Origin of the sequence: Moellerella wisconsensis ATCC 35017 (genome assembly GCF_001294465.1) — a bacterium.
GTDB classification, from domain to species: domain Bacteria; phylum Pseudomonadota; class Gammaproteobacteria; order Enterobacterales; family Enterobacteriaceae; genus Moellerella; species Moellerella wisconsensis.
Genome location: NZ_LGAA01000007.1, coordinates 25755 through 43204, shown reverse-complemented (window position 1 = coordinate 43204; position 17450 = coordinate 25755). Strand labels below are relative to the sequence as shown.

At 40.1% G+C, this 17450-nt stretch carries 16 protein-coding genes, 1 tRNA gene and 1 pseudogene; 5 read left to right on the top strand and 13 right to left on the bottom strand.

Annotated elements, in window-relative coordinates; translation table 11 throughout:
- Positions 1–18 precede the first annotated feature (18 nt).
- From M992_RS03415 to M992_RS03380, 9 genes and pseudogenes are all read right to left on the bottom strand, one after another.
- On the bottom strand, positions 19–921 hold the full coding sequence (locus tag M992_RS03415; RefSeq protein WP_053907323.1) for a LysR family transcriptional regulator: 903 nt from the start codon (positions 919–921) through the stop codon (positions 19–21).
- Positions 922–1256: 335 nt separating this feature from the next.
- Complete coding sequence (locus tag M992_RS03410; protein WP_053907322.1) at positions 1257–1937, bottom strand: Imm52 family immunity protein; 681 nt, start codon at positions 1935–1937, stop codon at positions 1257–1259.
- A gap of 16 nt (positions 1938–1953) precedes the next feature.
- The gene (locus tag M992_RS03405) at positions 1954–2661 is read right to left on the bottom strand and encodes an Imm52 family immunity protein (protein ID WP_053907321.1); all 708 of its coding nucleotides are present in this window, start codon (positions 2659–2661) and stop codon (positions 1954–1956) included.
- Between the two features lie 9 nt (positions 2662–2670).
- Positions 2671–3378: a Tox-REase-5 domain-containing protein gene (locus M992_RS03400; RefSeq protein ID WP_053907320.1), complete on the bottom strand. Its 708-nt coding sequence runs from the start codon at positions 3376–3378 to the stop codon at positions 2671–2673.
- 1 nt (position 3379) lies between these two features.
- Entirely contained in the window at positions 3380–3718 is a 339-nt protein-coding gene (locus tag M992_RS03395; RefSeq protein ID WP_047257410.1) for a hypothetical protein, read from the bottom strand.
- Entirely contained in the window at positions 3708–4208 is a 501-nt protein-coding gene (locus tag M992_RS03390) for a DUF4123 domain-containing protein (protein ID WP_053907319.1), read from the bottom strand. Before M992_RS03390 ends, M992_RS03395 begins: the two co-directional genes overlap by 11 nt.
- Before the next feature lie 6 nt (positions 4209–4214).
- The gene (locus tag M992_RS03385) at positions 4215–4613 is read right to left on the bottom strand and encodes a PAAR domain-containing protein (RefSeq protein WP_053907318.1); all 399 of its coding nucleotides are present in this window, start codon (positions 4611–4613) and stop codon (positions 4215–4217) included.
- Between the two features lie 41 nt (positions 4614–4654).
- Positions 4655–4858 (bottom strand): annotated as a pseudogene (locus M992_RS15385) (hypothetical protein); the annotation flags it as partial.
- A 367-nt stretch (positions 4859–5225) separates the two neighbouring features.
- Positions 5226–5320 (bottom strand) — tRNA-Sec (locus M992_RS03380).
- Positions 5321–5631: 311 nt separating this feature from the next.
- Here M992_RS03380 and prlC point away from each other — a divergent pair.
- Both prlC and rsmJ read left to right on the top strand, forming a co-directional pair.
- Complete coding sequence (gene prlC / locus M992_RS03375; RefSeq protein WP_053907317.1) at positions 5632–7674, top strand: oligopeptidase A; 2043 nt, start codon at positions 5632–5634, stop codon at positions 7672–7674.
- A 4-nt stretch (positions 7675–7678) separates the two neighbouring features.
- Positions 7679–8428 carry a 16S rRNA (guanine(1516)-N(2))-methyltransferase RsmJ gene (rsmJ, locus tag M992_RS03370; protein ID WP_053907427.1) on the top strand — a complete coding sequence of 250 codons (750 nt, stop codon included), beginning with the start codon at positions 7679–7681 and terminating at the stop codon, positions 8426–8428.
- A gap of 119 nt (positions 8429–8547) precedes the next feature.
- On the opposite strand, the gene gdhA is transcribed toward rsmJ, so the two are convergent.
- Together gdhA and uspA are read right to left on the bottom strand one after the other, a co-directional pair.
- The gene (gene gdhA, locus M992_RS03365; protein ID WP_053907316.1) at positions 8548–9888 is read right to left on the bottom strand and encodes an NADP-specific glutamate dehydrogenase; all 1341 of its coding nucleotides are present in this window, start codon (positions 9886–9888) and stop codon (positions 8548–8550) included.
- Positions 9889–10152: 264 nt separating this feature from the next.
- Positions 10153–10587, bottom strand: a complete 435-nt coding sequence (uspA, locus tag M992_RS03360) for a universal stress protein UspA (RefSeq protein WP_047257404.1) — start codon at positions 10585–10587, stop codon at positions 10153–10155.
- Between the two features lie 521 nt (positions 10588–11108).
- Here uspA and M992_RS03355 point away from each other — a divergent pair.
- Positions 11109–11444 carry a universal stress protein UspB gene (locus M992_RS03355; protein WP_053907315.1) on the top strand — a complete coding sequence of 112 codons (336 nt, stop codon included), beginning with the start codon at positions 11109–11111 and terminating at the stop codon, positions 11442–11444.
- A 105-nt stretch (positions 11445–11549) separates the two neighbouring features.
- On the opposite strand, the gene pitA is transcribed toward M992_RS03355, so the two are convergent.
- Positions 11550–13037, bottom strand: a complete 1488-nt coding sequence (gene pitA, locus M992_RS03350) for an inorganic phosphate transporter PitA (protein ID WP_053907426.1) — start codon at positions 13035–13037, stop codon at positions 11550–11552.
- A gap of 292 nt (positions 13038–13329) precedes the next feature.
- Here pitA and M992_RS03345 point away from each other — a divergent pair, with 292 nt between their 5' ends.
- Entirely contained in the window at positions 13330–14541 is a 1212-nt protein-coding gene (locus M992_RS03345) for a BaiN/RdsA family NAD(P)/FAD-dependent oxidoreductase (RefSeq protein WP_053907314.1), read from the top strand.
- A gap of 481 nt (positions 14542–15022) precedes the next feature.
- Entirely contained in the window at positions 15023–15721 is a 699-nt protein-coding gene (locus tag M992_RS03340) for a pirin family protein (RefSeq protein WP_053907313.1), read from the top strand.
- Between the two features lie 79 nt (positions 15722–15800).
- Here the strand turns inward: M992_RS03340 and pckA are convergent, their stop codons facing one another.
- Complete coding sequence (gene pckA / locus M992_RS03335) at positions 15801–17420, bottom strand: phosphoenolpyruvate carboxykinase (ATP) (RefSeq protein ID WP_053907312.1); 1620 nt, start codon at positions 17418–17420, stop codon at positions 15801–15803.
- Positions 17421–17450 lie beyond the last annotated feature (30 nt).

The window sequence follows — 17450 nt, the reverse complement described above, 5'->3', positions numbered from 1 at the left end:
ACCTCACGCTACCCACCTTTATTTTTCACTTTCACGGTAGCGCAGTGCATCAATTAATAATGCAAACGCTGGAGGATGCTGTTTTCGACTCGGGTAATAAAGGTAATAGCCTGAAAATATAGGGCACCAATCACTTAACGTTTGGATCAATTCTCCTGATTTTACCGCCTCTTGGATGGTATCTTCAGGAACACAAGCAATGCCAAACCCAGACAGAGCCGCATCTATTCGCTCCGATAATAAATTAAAGGTTAACTGCCCTTCCACTCTCACACGTAACGATTTACCCTCTTTTTCAAACTCCCAATGATACAATCCTCCCGCAGTTGGAAGGCGCATATTGATGCAGCGATGATGTTGTAAATCATGAGGCGTTTGCGGTATCCCCTGAGATTCAAAATAACTCGGCGAACCAACAATCGCTAATCGCATATCAGGGCCAATTCTTACTGCAACCATATCTTTATCAACACTTTCGCCCAATCGTACACCGGCATCAAAACCCCCATCAACAATATCAACAAACCCATTATCAACCACCAGCTCGACATTAATATCCGGATATGCACGTAGAAAAGGTTTAAGTTTAGGCCAAAGAAGACTGCGGGCAGCATGCTCTCCCGTTGAAAGACGAATATTGCCAGATGCTGCGCCATTAAGCTGAATAATCGACTTTAATTCATGATCAAGCTCAGCTAAACGAGGTTCAAGACAGGTAATAATCTTTTCACCTATTTCAGTTGCAGCAACACTGCGTGTGGTTCGCGTTAAGAGTCGCGTATTTAAACGTTCTTCCAACGCTTTGACCGCATGGCTCAGCGCAGATTGAGAAACACCCAGTTTAGCCGCAGCTTTAGTAAAACTTTTTGCCCTAGCAACCGCCAAAAAAATGTGTAGCTCATTAAAATTATCCTTAAGCATCCTTTATTTTCCATAAGTAATACACATCACAAACTAACTTAATAAGATTTATTCATAAATGCAATCGTTCATCGTTAAGCTAAATTAAGTGTAAAAGTGCAAGTTTAATACTAAGGTATAACCCTTCCATCAAAAAATTATCATGACTTCTCTTTAAGTTTGGTATGAATTGCTCACTTAAATTACGATTTATTATTTCTGGCTTGAAATGAAAGCCAGAGCAGCAAGCCTCGTAAAATAAAAATGAACGAATTAATGATTCTTGGGTAAAATCGAGAAAAAGAATATATTGAAATACGGATCCTAAACGTTAGTTTAATAATCTTTTCCTCGCTTTAACTGTATATTTCACGTATTAAGGGGAGGAGTCCTAATGCAGTGAGCTGTATTTCGATTTCATTAGCTTTTTTAATATCGTCTTTATCTGAACCATCAAACACATGGTCAGTACTAATAATTAATGTACCGCTATTTTTCTTATTTTCAATATCAATAAGCTCTGCTGCCATTGGTACTTGTTGTTGGGTTATTTTTTTATTGAGATAAAGCATCCAACCAACGGGGAGTCTGTCCGGGAATACATTTTTATCATTATACCAATAACCATTAATGTCTATTTGCACACACACTATTCTATAATTACCAATATAGTAATTTAATGCTTCAATTATTGCTATTTTATTGGGTAAACTAATATCACGAATTGTAAAATCGAGGCTATATATCAGCCCTGAACCAGTATATTTAATAATGCTCAACGATTTATTTTCATTTGCCCATATTGTCTCCATACAATCAAAATACGGAATTGCTTTCAATAAATCAGTGGGTGTGCATTGATTAAAGGCTTTCTTTTGTAATGCTTCTTCCAAAGTATCGCCTGTTAAATACCATGAGTCCTCTTTTTCATTAGTAATTGATTCACATGTTAAAATCATATGACTAAAAATATCAATTAAAGATGGAATTGATATTTCTTCATGTAGCTCGATATCTAACTTAATTAATAAGTCCACCTTTTTCCCTTTTTAATTAGCTGTAAATTTCGGAGTAAAGTGGAAGTAGTCCTAATGCAGTGAGCTGTATTTCGATTTCATTAGCTTTTTTAATATCGTCTTTATCTGAACCATCAAACACATGGTCAGTACTAATAATTAATGTACCGCTATTTTTCTTATTTTCAATATCAATAAGCTCTGCTGCCATTGGTACTTGTTGTTGGGTTATTTTTTTATTGAGATAAAGCATCCAACCAACGGGAAGTCTGTCCGGAAAAACATTTTTTTCATTTAAGTGATATTTATTTGTATGAATTAATATCTTCTCTACTTTAATATAATTTTCCATTAAGTTTAATATTAATTTTTTAATTTTATATTGTAAGTTTTGCTTATTTTCTAACTTCATGCTTAAGCTAACATCATAATTATCAAAGCTTCTAGCTAGATAATTACTTATTTGTATCCTATTTTTATCTCCATTCCAGATCGCTGAGCCATAAATAGGAGATGATTTTGTTAGTCTATCAACAAATTTATGTTCGATATCCTTGTTTATATTATCATTTTCAATGAATTTCTTCTCAAGGGCTTCTTTCTTTGAGCTTCCAGTAAGGTACCAGCTAGACTGACCTGCAATTTCATTTATAAACTTTGAAAAAAACAAATAATCATTTACCACATCAGGAATTGAATAATTTTTCTTATTTAAGTAGATTTCTATATCTAATGAGATCTTCATAATTAGTCCTTAAGGTGTGTGAAACACTTTGAGATTTGTATATTTCGCAAATTTCTGTTTAAAATAACTAGCACTTTTTGGTTGCAGAAAATGCCAGTGACAATAAGGAATATTTTCTAATGATTCCATCACGAATTGATGTCGAGTCCCTTGGTTAAACGTATCTTCTACACCATCATACCAAGGTTCCCCATCTCCTTTAAAAAATTGGTCGTACTTTCCTTTAGCCTCTAGAAACAAACATTCAGTCTCTCTCCATCCATCAAAAGCGACATCTAAACATTTATATTCATTTATATATGTCCGAGTCCCCTCTAGGCCTAAAGTCGTTGAGCAAATACGTTGTTGATAATTAATTGAGATTATGGACCAACTATCGACAAATTGTTTATGTGGTCCAACTAATCCAATTGCCGTGCACTTCTTACACCCTTTACTCGCTTCAATTGCGGCTACTCCTGCTGATGAACCTGCCACAGCGCCTGTAGCTGCTCCTTGGCTGCCTCTACGCTTATCATCAGAATCTTCGTCATCAATTCCACCAATGGCAATACTTTCATACTCACGAATTCTATCACCGTAACTTGTCTCTCCCCATTCATCATCGCCACTGCCTGACGATGAGGGAAAACCGATTTTTGAGGCCTCTTGTGTCACTGCGGCTAGACCACCCAGAGTCATTAATCCTGCACCTGCAACTATTAATGGAATTGGCATGCTAAGTTCTCCATTCAATCAATTTCATGGCTATCCGTAAAAAATCTTGATACTGCTGCTCTGGCACGCGATTTTTTTCCTCAAGCATATTTCTAATTTCTGGCTTTAAATGAAAGCCGGGGCAACAAGCTTCGTAAAATAAAAATGACCGAATTAACGGTTCTTGAGTGAAACCGAGGGAGATAACATATTGAAATGCGGATCCTAAACGTTTATTCAATGTTTCGAGGTTCTGGAGCTTATCCAAATGATGTAGATAAAAATCAGCACTCACTCGAGTCACATAATCACTCTGTTCAATACTTTGAATTTTCTTTAATTGTTCTTCGCTAAACTGCATTTAACCCACCTCCTTGTAATGCATAAAATCGTCCTTCAAAACGGTAATACCATCCAATGAGCGGCGTGGTTATTTCATGGAATTGTTCGTATGTCAGAACTTGAGGAATATTGTGAATCACCCGAGGATCATAAAACCGAAATAAGGCTGTTTTGCCATCGGGTAAGCTCACATTAAGCCGTTCAGAGAAGTGAGTCGCCAATTTCTCAATTGATGAGTCACTGACTAGCCATGATAGTGCCGGCGATTCAGTTTCTAATTGAATTAAATCTGCAAGTAAATCACTTCGTTTGGACACGTCAATTAACCACGGACCCGCCCATACGATTTCCGAATCTGGACGTTGTTTAAAGAGTGAACTTACGGCTCCATAACGACTCTGAAGTTCTTTATCAAAGTGGCGCTCATACTGTAAACCACAGGTCAAACAATAATGCTTTGCATCAGGATAACGTTCAAAATAATTAAAAATAGGATGCGGATTATGCATTTATTATTATCCTTCTCGAACAACAAGCATTTGGCCTGATTCAGCGGCTTTCATTAAACAACTAATACAGATTTTATTGGTTATCACGGGAGGGATAGTTGAAGCTGTTTCTGGGGAGGCTGACCCACTTTCATCACTATAGCAATCATGAATGGAGTTAATAAATCGTGCATGACAAGGGCAGGAGCTCATACTTTCAAGCGTACCCGCTACTTTTCGCCCTTCATCCCAAACACTATTACAGCCACCGATAATATAAAAGGGACCAGAATGTTTGCCACAACTGACCATATCGCTTTCACGAGCACCAGCAACACCGTACCATTGCATGGTATTGTTTCCCGTTAATATTTGTCCTCCACAAGTGGTTCTATCACCAACCCGTAAAAAATATCCTATTGCCATAATCTATCCTCATCCATAACCGAGGAACGATTAGTTTACACTTAAGTCAAATTTTCAATGATTAAATCAAACTTCCACTTATTTATACGACTAAATGTATTATCTCCCAGAAACATGCTCGGCCTTTTTTGTGTCATCACCCACAATCCCTTATTCAATTTGATGTCGCCATCAATACCATTCACAGTCCCCGTGCGAGCTCGCTTAGCTTTAGTATTTCGCCCCGATAATCCGCCTTTAATTAAGACAAATTATGATATTAGGGCAAGCAGGTTGATGCAGAAGCAGGTTGAGATAACACCGTTATTGAACATTTTTTGGTAGTTTGAAATACGATTGGCGACTAAAAAATCGTACATTTCACTCGGAAAAAGATGAAAGAGGATGTCATCATGTATATGCGTTATTGCAACTTAGAAAGGCTTCATACTGTAAATAATGGGCCATTGTCAGTTGAGTACGAAAGAAATTCCTTCAGAAAAGTATCCTGATTTAGTTGTGCACAATACATTGATTGCGGTTGAGCTGAGTTGATATCCGTTGAATTGAAAATGGCTTAATCGCTGGTTATAAGGGATTAGTTGAGTTTTGTGGAGTTGTATTGAACTTGAGTGGCGGAAGATCACAGGAGTCGAACCTGCCCGGGACCGCTGGCGGCCCCAACTGGATTTGAAGTCCAGCCGCCCCACCAGGGACGATGATCTTCCTTTTCAGAAATTGGAGGATAATACGGGTATGATTATACCTTGATTAATTACGCTTCTGAACCCTTATCACGCCAATTAATGCCATTAATAACGAAATAGACGTGGCAAAAATACAGTATGCTGACATTGAAGTCATATTTTATGCCCCCATTATAGTTTTATGATGCTTACAATTCGGGCCTATCTTTTGCTATTGTCAAGGCGATAGCGATAAGTAATCAAAGTACCCGTTGTCTAGTATGAAATATCAATAAAATGAATTCGTCTATATGGCCTGAAGGCGGTATAGCCATCAATCACAGGATGTTTATATGACAAACCCATTATTAAGCAACGCCATTCTCCCTCTTTTTTCTGCGATTGAGCCACAACATGTCGTTCCCGCGGTAGAGCAAGTTTTAGCCGACTATCGTCAAACGGTTGAAAATATTCTGTCTAAGAATGATCAATATACTTGGGATAATCTATGCCAGCCACTAGAAGAAGCCAGCGATAAACTGTCTCGGGTATGGTCACCTGTCGGTCATCTCCATTCGGTTAAAAATAGTGCCGAACTACGTGCTGAATACGAGAAAAGCCTGCCGTTACTGTCTGAATTCAGTACATGGTTAGGTCAAAATAAAGATCTTTATCAAGCCTATAAATCATTGAAAGAAAGTGATTCATTTGCTCATTTAACACAACCACAGAAAAAATCGATAGAAAATACTCTGCGCGATTTTGAACTGTCAGGTATCGGTCTGCCAGTAGAGAAGCAGCAACGTTATGGTGAGATAGTCGCTCGCCTCTCTGAACTAAGCTCTAAGTATGGCAACAATGTACTGGATGCCACCATGGGCTGGTCAAAATTGGTCAAAGATGAGCAAGAACTTGCAGGTATGCCAGAAAGTGCAATTGCCGCAGCGAAAGAAATGGCGGCAGCAAAAGGCGAAGAAGGCTATTTATTAACCTTAGATATGCCAAGTTATTTACCTGTTATGACCTATGCAGATAATAGCGAATTGCGTCGTGAAATGAGCTATGCATACAGCACCCGAGCGTCAGATCAAGGGCCTAATGCCGGTAAATGGGATAACAGTGAAATTATGGATGAACTGTTAGCTTTACGTCATGAACTAGCTCAATTGCTCGGATTTACTAATTACGCTGAAAAATCTCTAGCCACTAAGATGGCTCAATCACCGGAGCAAGTGCTGGACTTTTTGAATGATCTGGCGAAACGTGCACATACGCAAGGCGAGCAAGAAGTTGCTGAGCTAACCGAGTTCGCTAAAACCCATTATGGAGTAGAAAAACTCGAATCTTGGGATATTGCATACTATAGCGAAAAACAGAAGCAGCATAAATTTTCATTAAGTGATGAGCAACTGCGTCCCTATTTCCCAGAGCAACGAGTGATTGAAGGGCTGTTTGAAGTGGTTCACCGCATCTATGGATTAACCGCAAAAGAGCGTAAAGATGTCGAGACCTGGCATCCTGATGTACGTTTCTTTGAGCTATATGATGAAAGCAATACCTTGCGCGGTAGTTTCTATCTCGATTTATATGCACGCGAGAATAAACGCGGCGGCGCATGGATGGATGACTGTGCAGGCAGAATGCGCCATCAAGATGGTAAGCTGCAAAATCCTGTCGCTTACCTCACTTGCAACTTTAACAAACCTCTCGGCGATAAACCTGCGCTATTTACTCATAATGAAGTTACCACGTTATTCCATGAGTTCGGCCACGGTTTGCATCATATGCTGACTCAAATCGATGTCGCCGATGTCGCGGGTATCAATGGGGTACCATGGGATGCTGTAGAATTACCTAGCCAGTTTATGGAAAACTGGTGCTGGGAGCCTGAAGCGCTAGAGTTTATCTCCGGCCATTATGAAACGGGTGAGCCTTTACCGCAAGAAATGCTCGATAGCATGTTAGCGGCAAAAAACTATCAATCTGCCATGTTTGTATTGAGACAACTGGAATTTGGTCTGTTTGATTTCCGCTTACATGCTGAGTTTGACCCAAGCAAAGGCGGGCAAGTAATGTCGACACTGCAAGCGGTTAAACGTGCAGTCTCTGTAGTTCCATCACCAGAATGGAGCCGCTTCCCACATGCCTTCAGCCATATTTTTGCTGGCGGTTATTCTGCCGGTTACTATAGCTATTTATGGGCAGATGTATTGGCCGCTGATGCCTATTCTCGTTTCGCTGAAGAAGGCATTTTTAATCGCCAAACTGGGCAGTCATTCTTAGATAATATCCTTAGCCGTGGTGGCTCAGAAGAACCGATGGTGCTGTTTGAACGCTTCCGCGGCCGTAAACCTGAGTTAGATGCCATGTTGAAGAGTTACGGTATTAATGGCTGATCCAATGAAGATCCAGTTGATCTGTGAAGAGGGTGCCGATCACGGCACCTTATCCGCTTTAGCTGAAAAATGGCAGCTAATCCATGACCCCGCCGCATTGATGGCATTGGTTTTAACCACTGAAAATTTACAACTCCGCAAAATGGATGAGCCAAAACTTGGTGGGATTTTTGTCGATTTTGTCTCTGGAGCGATGTCGCATCGCCGAAAATTTGGCGGTGGACGCGGTGAGGCTGTCGCCAAAGCAGTAGGTATCAAGAAAGGTTTTATTCCCAGCGTCGTAGATGCAACTGCGGGATTAGGCCGAGATGCCTTTGTATTAGCGGCTTTGGGCTGCGAAGTGAGAATGCTTGAGCGTCATCCTGTAGTCGCCGCACTTCTCGATGATGGCTTACAACGCGGTTATGCTGATGCAGAAATTGGTGATTGGTTAAAGCAACGCATGACACTAATACATGCGTCGAGTATCGATGCGCTGTTAGAAATAACTCCCGCGCCTGACGTAGTGTATCTCGACCCGATGTATCCACATCGACAAAAAAGTGCGCTGGTAAAAAAAGAAATGCGCGTCTTTCAATCGCTTGTTGGTGCCGATAATGATGCGGATGCGTTACTTGAGCCTGCGCTCAATCTCGCAAAACGCCGTGTCGTCGTTAAACGTCCAGATTATGCAGAGCCATTAAACGGCAAAGCGGCAGAGGCAGCAATTATCACCAAAAGTCATCGTTTTGATATCTATCCATGCATTAAATAATGACAGCGAAGGGCGTGTTATAAAATAAGTTACTCAATAAATCATTTTTACCCCGTTGATTTATAATCTATTTTATCTTGCCCTTTCGCTGGTATTTTCAATCTAAAGACACGTTAATGCTATAGAATACCTTGGCCTAACATCGCATCAGCCACTTTAACAAAGCCCGCAATATTCGCGCCCTGTACATAGTTAGTCTGCTTAGACTCGCCACCGTATTCAACACAATGGGTATGAATATCGAGCATAATATGATGTAAACGCGTATCCACTTCTTCTGATCTCCAGCTTAAGCGCGCTGCATTCTGCGCCATTTCAAGACCAGACGTCGCAACACCGCCGGCATTTGCCGCTTTACCCGGAGCAAACAATACGCCCGCCTCAATAAAACGTTCAGTCGCTGGAATAGTGGTTGGCATATTTGCACCTTCAGCCACAGCTTTAACACCATTTTTTATCAGTAGCTCAGCAGCGTCTAAATCTAATTCATTTTGCGTTGCACAAGGCAAGGCGATATCAACAGGCACACACCAAGGTTGCTGGCCTTCAAGATATTTAAGGCCAAACTCTTTGGCGTAATCAGCAATACGGCCATAATTATTTTTAATTTCTTCTAAGCGAGCTAATTTTTCTGCGGTAAAGCCTTCATCATCGACCACTGTGCCGTTAGAATCTGATGCAGTCACCACTTTTGCGCCTAGTGCCATGCTTTTCTCGATTGCATACTGAGCCACATTACCCGAACCAGAAACGGCAACACGCATGCCGTCAAAACCTAATCCATGGCGTTTTAGCATTGCATCAGTAAAATAAATCAGACCATACCCTGTCGCTTCAGGACGGATTAAGCTACCACCAAAAGACAACCCTTTCCCCGTGAAAACGCAAGATGTGTTATTGGAGAGTTTTTTCATCATCCCCGCCATAAAGCCAACTTCACGGCCTCCGACACCAATATCTCCCGCAGGAACATCGGTGTCAGCGCCTAAATGGCGATAAAGCTCGGTCATTAATGCTTGGCAAAAACGCATGACTTCACCGTGGCTTTTACCTTTAGGGTCAAAATCTGATCCCCCTTTAGCGCCACCCATCGGCAAAGTCGTTAATGCATTTTTCAGCGTTTGCTCAAATCCTAAAAATTTTAGAATCGATAAATTGACCGAAGGATGAAAACGCATCCCACCTTTAAACGGCCCAATCGCAGAACTGAACTGCACCCGCCATGCGCGGTTAACCTGTACTTTTCCATGGTCATCAACCCAACAAACTCGAAATTGAATCACACGTTCAGGTTCAACCATGCGTTCTAATAGCGCCTGTTCGCGATATTTAGGATTTCTGTCTAAAAAAGGCCATAGGGAGGAATAAACTTCTCGCACTGCTTGTAAAAATTCAGGCTGCTGAGGATCACGTTTTTGTACTGATTCTAAAAATGTCGATAAGGATAGAGCCGGTGTCATATTGACTTCCTTTTTTAAATTACTGATGTGATGTGTCTCACTTTCTCTTTATCATTATTGTTGGGAAATGTGAGATTTGTATTGGTTTGCCTATTGAATATATCACCGATTTGTATTCATACTTCAAGAAGTTTTTTTACAAAATGACAAAAAAAAATTCTTAACCATTCTATCTCAAGCTCAAGAATGTATATTTTAAGCAAAAAAAATGCCTGCATAAGCAGGCACTTTTAGCGAATAATTTTGCAAATACGTTAAATCAAATTATTCTTCGTCGTCTTTTAATGGCACGATCAGCATATCCACATGAACTGTATTAATAAGTTGGCGTGCTGATGACATCAATTTACTCCAAAAATCTTGATGATGGCCACACACGACTAAGTCCATATTATATTTTTTGATAGCATCAACTAGAACCTGGCCTAAATCACCACTGCCACTCAACGTTTCTTGAATTTCATAATCCGCATTTTCTGAAAGATTTTTTAACGCATTACGAGTTTCATCAGTGATACGTTGCTGCATATCGCCCAAGTTGACATCAATCAAACCGGTATACAAATCTGAATAATTCACATCAACATGGATCATGGATACTTTGGCCCCGTACGGTTTTGCCATAGAGACGGCTTTATCCAGCAAAACTTGGCTTTCTGGTGATAAATCGACCGCGACGAGAATATGTTTGTAAGCCATAAAGTAAACTCCTTCCGAATGCTGATTATCTAGATGAGGAGGAATATTTATACTCCACATCCTGTATCTAATGAATACTATACCTGTTAATTATCATAATGGAGTGTCGTATTGATCACAGATTAACGTTATATCAATACAATCTTCCTTACCTTAAATAACATACCTTAAATTTTCGCTTCCTGACATAATTTTAGTATAAAAATCAGAATATTGATTATTTTTCTTCATCAGCCTAAATAGACAAATAAATCCCGCAGCCTATCTACCCTCTATATGATTGATTTGTAAGCGCTCAACGACTGCGGTAACACCAACGAAATTATATTTGTAAGTGAACACCAACTAAATGCTCAGGATCAATTTTAAACCAGACCAATTATCATGCAATTCGCTGTTCAAATTGGGTTGAGAGAGATAATATCTTGCTCATAATATCATCAATCATCCTAGTGTAGTTACATAATAGCGTGGTTGAATTGATTGAATCTCAGTGATCGTCAGGGTTTACGGAGGATATCATGTTCAGTTCAAATATCTTATTTTGGGCACTCTTTATCCTATTGCTTATCACTATACTACGATATCTCTCATCGGTTCGCGCACTGCTATTTATTCTGCGCCAATCTGACCCACAGCTTTATCATTCCGTTAATGGAAATCGATTTTTTACACTGACAGTCCCGCTAACCAAACAATTAAAATTAGTCAGTTATATTAATCATCGCCTGTATTATGGTCACCATCGTCCAGATGTTGTGCTTCGCTGTGAGCGTATTCGCAAACAATTCATACTGATAAGTCGATTGAGTATTTTTATGCTGGTAAGCCAAATTTATCGGTTTATCGCGACTTAAAGATAGATAATGCACGAAGATAAATCCTCGACACACTAAAAAATGACAAAAAAATAGTGATGACCGAAACCGATCATCACTATTTTCAAAGTGATAAGACGACACTTAAATAAATTGTAATGCTAACCAATAAAGACCACCGGACAATAAAATTGAGACCGGAAGCGTTAACAGCCAAGCTAACAAAATACTTTTTATCGTTTTACTCTGAACACCGCCACCATCAACAACCATTGTTCCTGCAACTGCAGATGACAATACTTGAGTGGTAGATACAGGCATACCAGTGTAACTTGCCACACCAATAGAAACCGCTGCGGTTACCTGCGCAGAAACCCCCTGAGCATAGGTCATACCTTTCTTACCGATTTTTTCACCGATAGTGACAGCAACACGTTTCCAACCAAACATTGTACCGATAGACAACGCTAAAGCGACAGCAATGATTATCCATAACGGCGCATATTCAACAGTATGTAATAAATCTTTGCTCAATGTTTTTAAGAAACGAGCGTCTTCAGCAGACGTTTCTGGCAATTTAGCCACAGCATTTGATGTATCAGAAATACACATCAATAGACGGCGCATCTTAGTACGTTGTTCCGGAACTAATTCATTATAGTTCTGGACACCTTCCAGCATTTTTTCCGTTTGATTTAATACAGACACGGTACGTGAACTGTCACAGTGGAATTTTTCTTCTGCATCAAACTCAGAAGACACTGCCGGAGTATTTTCTATCGCATGATCTAATGCAGGTTGGTGTGTCTGATAGTATTGTTGCAAATGGACAACAGCATCGTATGTTTTGGCAATGTCATATCCACTTGCATTCATGTTTACCATGAACCCAGCCGGAGCGACACCAATCAAAACTAACATGATAAGACCAATCCCTTTCTGTCCATCGTTTGCCCCGTGAGAGAAGCTAACGCCGATAGCCGATAAAATTAAGGCTGTACGTGTCCAGAAAGGTGGTTTTTTCTTACCATCTTTTTTCTCTCGCTCTGCCGGCGTCAGGTGAATACGTCGACGTTTCTTAGAGCCACTCCAGTAGCGCCGTAAAACGAAGATCATAATCCCTGCAATCACAAAACCAATTGCCGGAGATAAAATCAGAGAGAGGAAAATGCTGACCATTTTTGGAATATTCAACGCATCAACGATTGATGAATCAGTCACTACCGCATTGACTAAGCCAACCCCGATAATCGCACCAATCAGCGTATGTGAACTGGATGCCGGCAAGCCGAAATACCACGTTCCTAAATTCCAAATAATAGCAGCCAGCAATAGTGAGAACACCATCGCAAGCCCGTGAGCAGAGCTCACGTTGAGTAGCAGATCGGTGGGTAAGAGATGAACAATTGCATAAGCAACACTCAGCCCCCCCAGCAATACGCCGAAGAAGTTAAATACACCCGCCATAACAACGGCAAATTGCGCGCGCATAGCTCGGGTATAAATAACTGTAGCTACCGCATTTGCGGTATCATGAAAGCCATTAATAGCTTCATAAGCAAGCACAAAAACAAGTGCCAGTACTAAAAATAGACCGGTATATAAATCCAGGCCAGTAAACAGATGTAACATAGAAGTTAAGCCATTTTGGTTGGACATGAACGCGGCGCATTATCAGTGACAAACGCTAGCGGTGGAAGCAAAATCTACCCTTTTTTTGATTTAACTACTCGCTCTAATTATCATACATAGCAACTATTCCTTATATTTCAACAGATTAAACTAAATAAAAAATTTATTAATTTTTAGCGTAAAATTGCTGAAAATAGTTCTTCAGGTGATTTAGAGCCATTCGTTTTTTTAGCGAGTTTACTCAATTATAATAGCTCCTGAATACTTTTCATCTGATTATAGAGAAAATAACGTGGAAAAATACGATGTCGTCATTTTAGGAGCCGGCGCTGCGGGCTTGTTTTGTGGCGCTCAAGCCGGCAAGCAAGGGCTAAAAACACTGATTTTAGATAATGGCAAAAAAATAGGTCGAAAAATTTTGATGTCCGGCGGCGGCCGCTGTAATTTTACCAATATGTACATCGAGCCCGCAGCTTATCTATCGCATAATCCTCATTTTTGTAAGTCAGCACTTGCTCGCTATACGCAATGGGATTTTATCGAATTAGTTAATAAATATGCTATTCCATACCATGAAAAAACTTTAGGCCAACTATTCTGTGATAATAGCGCGCAAGATATCGCAGATATGCTCAGCAGCGAATGCACTAAAAATGGCGTTACAATACAGTTAAGAAGTGAAATAACTCACGTCGAAAAACAGGACGAGCAATTCATTGTTACGGTAAACAATAAAAAAGTAAGCAGTCACTCACTTGTAGTAGCAACGGGTGGTTTATCAATGCCTGGTTTAGGTGCGACCCCTTTTGGCTACCGATTAGCTGAACAGTTCGGCCACTCTATTTTGCCCACTCGTGCAGGGCTCGTTCCATTTACCTTGCATAAGAATCTACTTGACCAATTACAAGTGCTATCGGGAATTTCAGTGCCTGCATCCGTCACAGCAGCGAATGGAACTCTGTTTAAAGAGAATATTTTGTTTACTCACCGTGGGCTATCTGGTCCAGCGATTTTACAAATATCGAGTTATTGGCAGCCAGGAGAGTATGTAAGTATTAACTTACTTCCAGAAATTGCGCTCGATAACTTTCTTGTCCGTGAGCGCCAAGAGCATCCTAATCAGAGCGTAAAAAACACTTTATCTAAATTATTACCAAAACGTTTTATTGAAATATTGCAAACGCTTAAACAAATTCCAGAAGGTACCCTTAAACAATTAAATCCAGCGCAGCAGCAGGCACTCTGTGAAACGCTACACTGCTGGCAGGTACAACCTAATGGTACCGAAGGCTATCGCACAGCGGAAGTTACACTCGGTGGTGTCGATACCCGAGAACTTTCCTCGAAAACAATGGAATCGTTAAAAACAGCGAGATTATATTTTATCGGTGAAGTCGTCGATGTCACTGGCTGGCTCGGAGGATATAATTTTCAATGGGCATGGAGTTCAGCATGGGCATGCGCTCAAGCATTAGCCACTCTATCAAAGGCAACTTCTGCATAATCCGCATAAATAAAGAGTGACGACCAACCCCATTATCTAAATAAAATAGCCGGACAATATTCGGCTATTTTTAACGCGATAATTGATAAAAAATCGATTAATAACCTTACGCTTTATATTCTTAATCTACTGATTAAAAAAGATATTTTGATAAAAATCCCTCTTTTTAACTATAGCGTTCAATAAGTTACAATTATTTTGATTATTTATTCAATTCTATTTATAAAAAAACCTTTACAAATGATAGTGAGAACTATTATCATCGTTCTACTTTCTGCGATTCGATAGCTGAATTAAAGGAAGTACGACATTGCTCACATTGCTTCCAGTGTTTAGTTTAGCCAGCCTTCGTGCTGGCTTTTTTTTACTTTTTACTTAATCTTCTCATTCAAATTTTTTGGATCTTACCGTCAATTGGCACTACTTCTCTATTTCTCACTATCGGATACACTCCTCTTAAGCAAAATAAGAGAGGTTAACGATGATTTATCTACGTAAAGCAAATAAACGTGGCCATGCCAATCGCGGCTGGTTAGATAGCTGGCATACTTTCTCTTTTGCAGATTACTATGATGAAAATTTTATGGGATTTTCTGCGCTTAGAGTCATTAATGAAGATATCATCGCCGCAGAAAAAGGATTTGGTAGTCACCCACATAAAAATATGGAAATTCTAACCTATGTATTATCTGGTGCGGTTGAACATCAAGATAGCATGGGTAATAAAGAACAAATTGCTGCCGGTGAATTTCAAATTATGAGTGCAGGCACCGGGATCCGCCATTCAGAATATAATCCACACGATGATCAGCCATTACATTTATATCAAATATGGATTCTACCTGCTGAAAATGACCTTCAGCCTCGTTATGAGCAGCGCCGTTTTGACTCGATTAATGGAAAACAGCTGGTATTATCCCCTGATGCAGTAGAAGGCTCATTACGCGTATTTCAGGATATGCGACTGTGGCGCTGGGAACTTAGTGCAGATAAAACACATAATTATACGATAGCAGAAAATCGTTCAGTCTGGATACAAGCCGTTAAGGGAAGAATAACAATCAATCAATATATTATTGAGAGTGGCGATGGCTTAGCTATTAGCCAAGAAGATCTGCTAGAAATCAGAGCGTTAGATAATCATAGTGAGATTCTACTGTTCGACCTTCCGCCTAACTAACCAATCACCACTAAAAAGGCACTGTAGATTCACAGTGCCTGATGGCCTGCCGTATCACTAAATTAGAAATAACCTAATTTTATAGTTTTGGGCCAGCTTTAATTAATGCTTGTCCCGCCGGGGTATCGGTATATTTATCGAAGTTTTTAGTGAAACGAACGGCTAAATCTTTGGCCTTTTCTTCCCACTCAGCTTTATTTGCATAGGTATCACGTGGATCAAGAATACGGGGATCTACACCCGGCAGTGATGTCGGAATGGCTAAATCAAAAATAGGCAGCGTAATAGTGTCTGATTTTTCAATCTCACCGTTTAAGATGGCATCAATAATCGCTCGGGTATCTTTAATTGAAATACGTTTACCCGTACCATTCCAGCCGGTATTGACTAAATACGCTTTCGCGCCAGCAGCTTCCATACGTTTAACTAATACTTCAGCATATTGAGTTGGATGTAAGGATAAGAACGCAGCGCCGAAACATGCAGAGAAAGTTGGCGTTGGCTCGGTTACACCGCGCTCAGTACCAGCCAGTTTGGCAGTAAAACCAGATAAGAAATGATATTGAGTTTGTTCAGGAGTTAAGCAAGAAACCGGAGGTAATACTCCAAAAGCATCAGCCGTTAAGAAAATAACTTTAGTCGCATGACCAGCTTTAGAGATTGGTTTAACAATGTTTTCAATATGATAGATTGGATAAGATACACGTGTATTTTCAGTTTTAGATCCATCATCAAAATCAACGCTTCCATCGGCTAATACAGTCACGTTTTCTAATAATGCATCGCGACGAATAGCATTGTAGATATCTGGCTCTGCTTCTTGAGAAAGATGGATAGTTTTTGCGTAGCATCCTCCTTCAAAGTTAAACACGCCATCATCATCCCAACCGTGTTCATCGTCACCGATTAACTTACGTTTTGGATCGGTTGAAAGTGTTGTTTTACCGGTTCCTGATAAACCAAAGAAAATGGCTACATCATCTTTCTCGCCGACGTTAGCAGAACAGTGCATTGATGCGATGCCTTTCAGTGGTAGCAGGTAGTTCATCATTGAGAACATACCTTTTTTCATTTCACCGCCGTACCAAGAGCCACCAATCAGTTGTATGCCTTCAGTTAAATTGAATGCCACAAAATTTTCAGAATTCAAGCCCTGCTCTTTCCAATTCGGATTAGTACATTTTGCGCCGTTCATAACGACAAAATCAGGTTCAAAATTAACTAACTCTTCGTCCGTAGGACGAACAAACATATTTTTGACAAAGTGAGCTTGCCACGCAACTTCAGTTATAAATCTAACGTTGAGTCGGCTATCTGCATTTGCACCACAAAATGCATCAACTACAAATAAACGTTTATCGGACAGTTGTTCGGTTACCAGATGTTTCAACGCAGTCCAGACTTCTTGAGTCATGGGCTTATTATCGTTTTTGCCTTTCCCCTGATCAGCCCACCAAACAGTATCACGCGTAATATCGTCACGAACGATATATTTATCTTTTGGCGAACGGCCGGTAAAAATACCAGTATCAACGGCAACAGCGCCCAGAGTTGTCACCGTACCGCGCTCATAGCCTTCTAATGTTGGTTTTGTTTCTTCTGCAAACAAAACGTCATAACTAGGGTTATAAACAACCTCTGTTACACCATGAATACCGTACTTTTCCAGATCCTTAGGGGTAATGCTTTTCGCGTTCATCATATTGCTCCTGGATTTTCATAACTAAAC

Coding starts and splice junctions, on each gene's coding strand:
- M992_RS03390 (WP_053907319.1), bottom strand. CDS start 4,208: ATGCATAATCCGCATCCTATTTTTAATTATTTTGAACGTTATCCTGAT.
- M992_RS03400 (WP_053907320.1), bottom strand. CDS start 3,378: ATGCCAATTCCATTAATAGTTGCAGGTGCAGGATTAATGACTCTGGGT.
- M992_RS03415 (WP_053907323.1), bottom strand. CDS start 921: ATGCTTAAGGATAATTTTAATGAGCTACACATTTTTTTGGCGGTTGCT.
- M992_RS03340 (WP_053907313.1), top strand. CDS start 15,023: ATGATTTATCTACGTAAAGCAAATAAACGTGGCCATGCCAATCGCGGC.
- uspA (WP_047257404.1), bottom strand. CDS start 10,587: ATGGCTTACAAACATATTCTCGTCGCGGTCGATTTATCACCAGAAAGC.
- M992_RS03395 (WP_047257410.1), bottom strand. CDS start 3,718: ATGCAGTTTAGCGAAGAACAATTAAAGAAAATTCAAAGTATTGAACAG.
- M992_RS03355 (WP_053907315.1), top strand. CDS start 11,109: ATGTTCAGTTCAAATATCTTATTTTGGGCACTCTTTATCCTATTGCTT.
- rsmJ (WP_053907427.1), top strand. CDS start 7,679: ATGAAGATCCAGTTGATCTGTGAAGAGGGTGCCGATCACGGCACCTTA.
- pitA (WP_053907426.1), bottom strand. CDS start 13,037: ATGTTACATCTGTTTACTGGCCTGGATTTATATACCGGTCTATTTTTA.
- M992_RS03385 (WP_053907318.1), bottom strand. CDS start 4,613: ATGGCAATAGGATATTTTTTACGGGTTGGTGATAGAACCACTTGTGGA.
- prlC (WP_053907317.1), top strand. CDS start 5,632: ATGACAAACCCATTATTAAGCAACGCCATTCTCCCTCTTTTTTCTGCG.
- pckA (WP_053907312.1), bottom strand. CDS start 17,420: ATGAACGCGAAAAGCATTACCCCTAAGGATCTGGAAAAGTACGGTATT.
- M992_RS03405 (WP_053907321.1), bottom strand. CDS start 2,661: ATGAAGATCTCATTAGATATAGAAATCTACTTAAATAAGAAAAATTAT.
- gdhA (WP_053907316.1), bottom strand. CDS start 9,888: ATGACACCGGCTCTATCCTTATCGACATTTTTAGAATCAGTACAAAAA.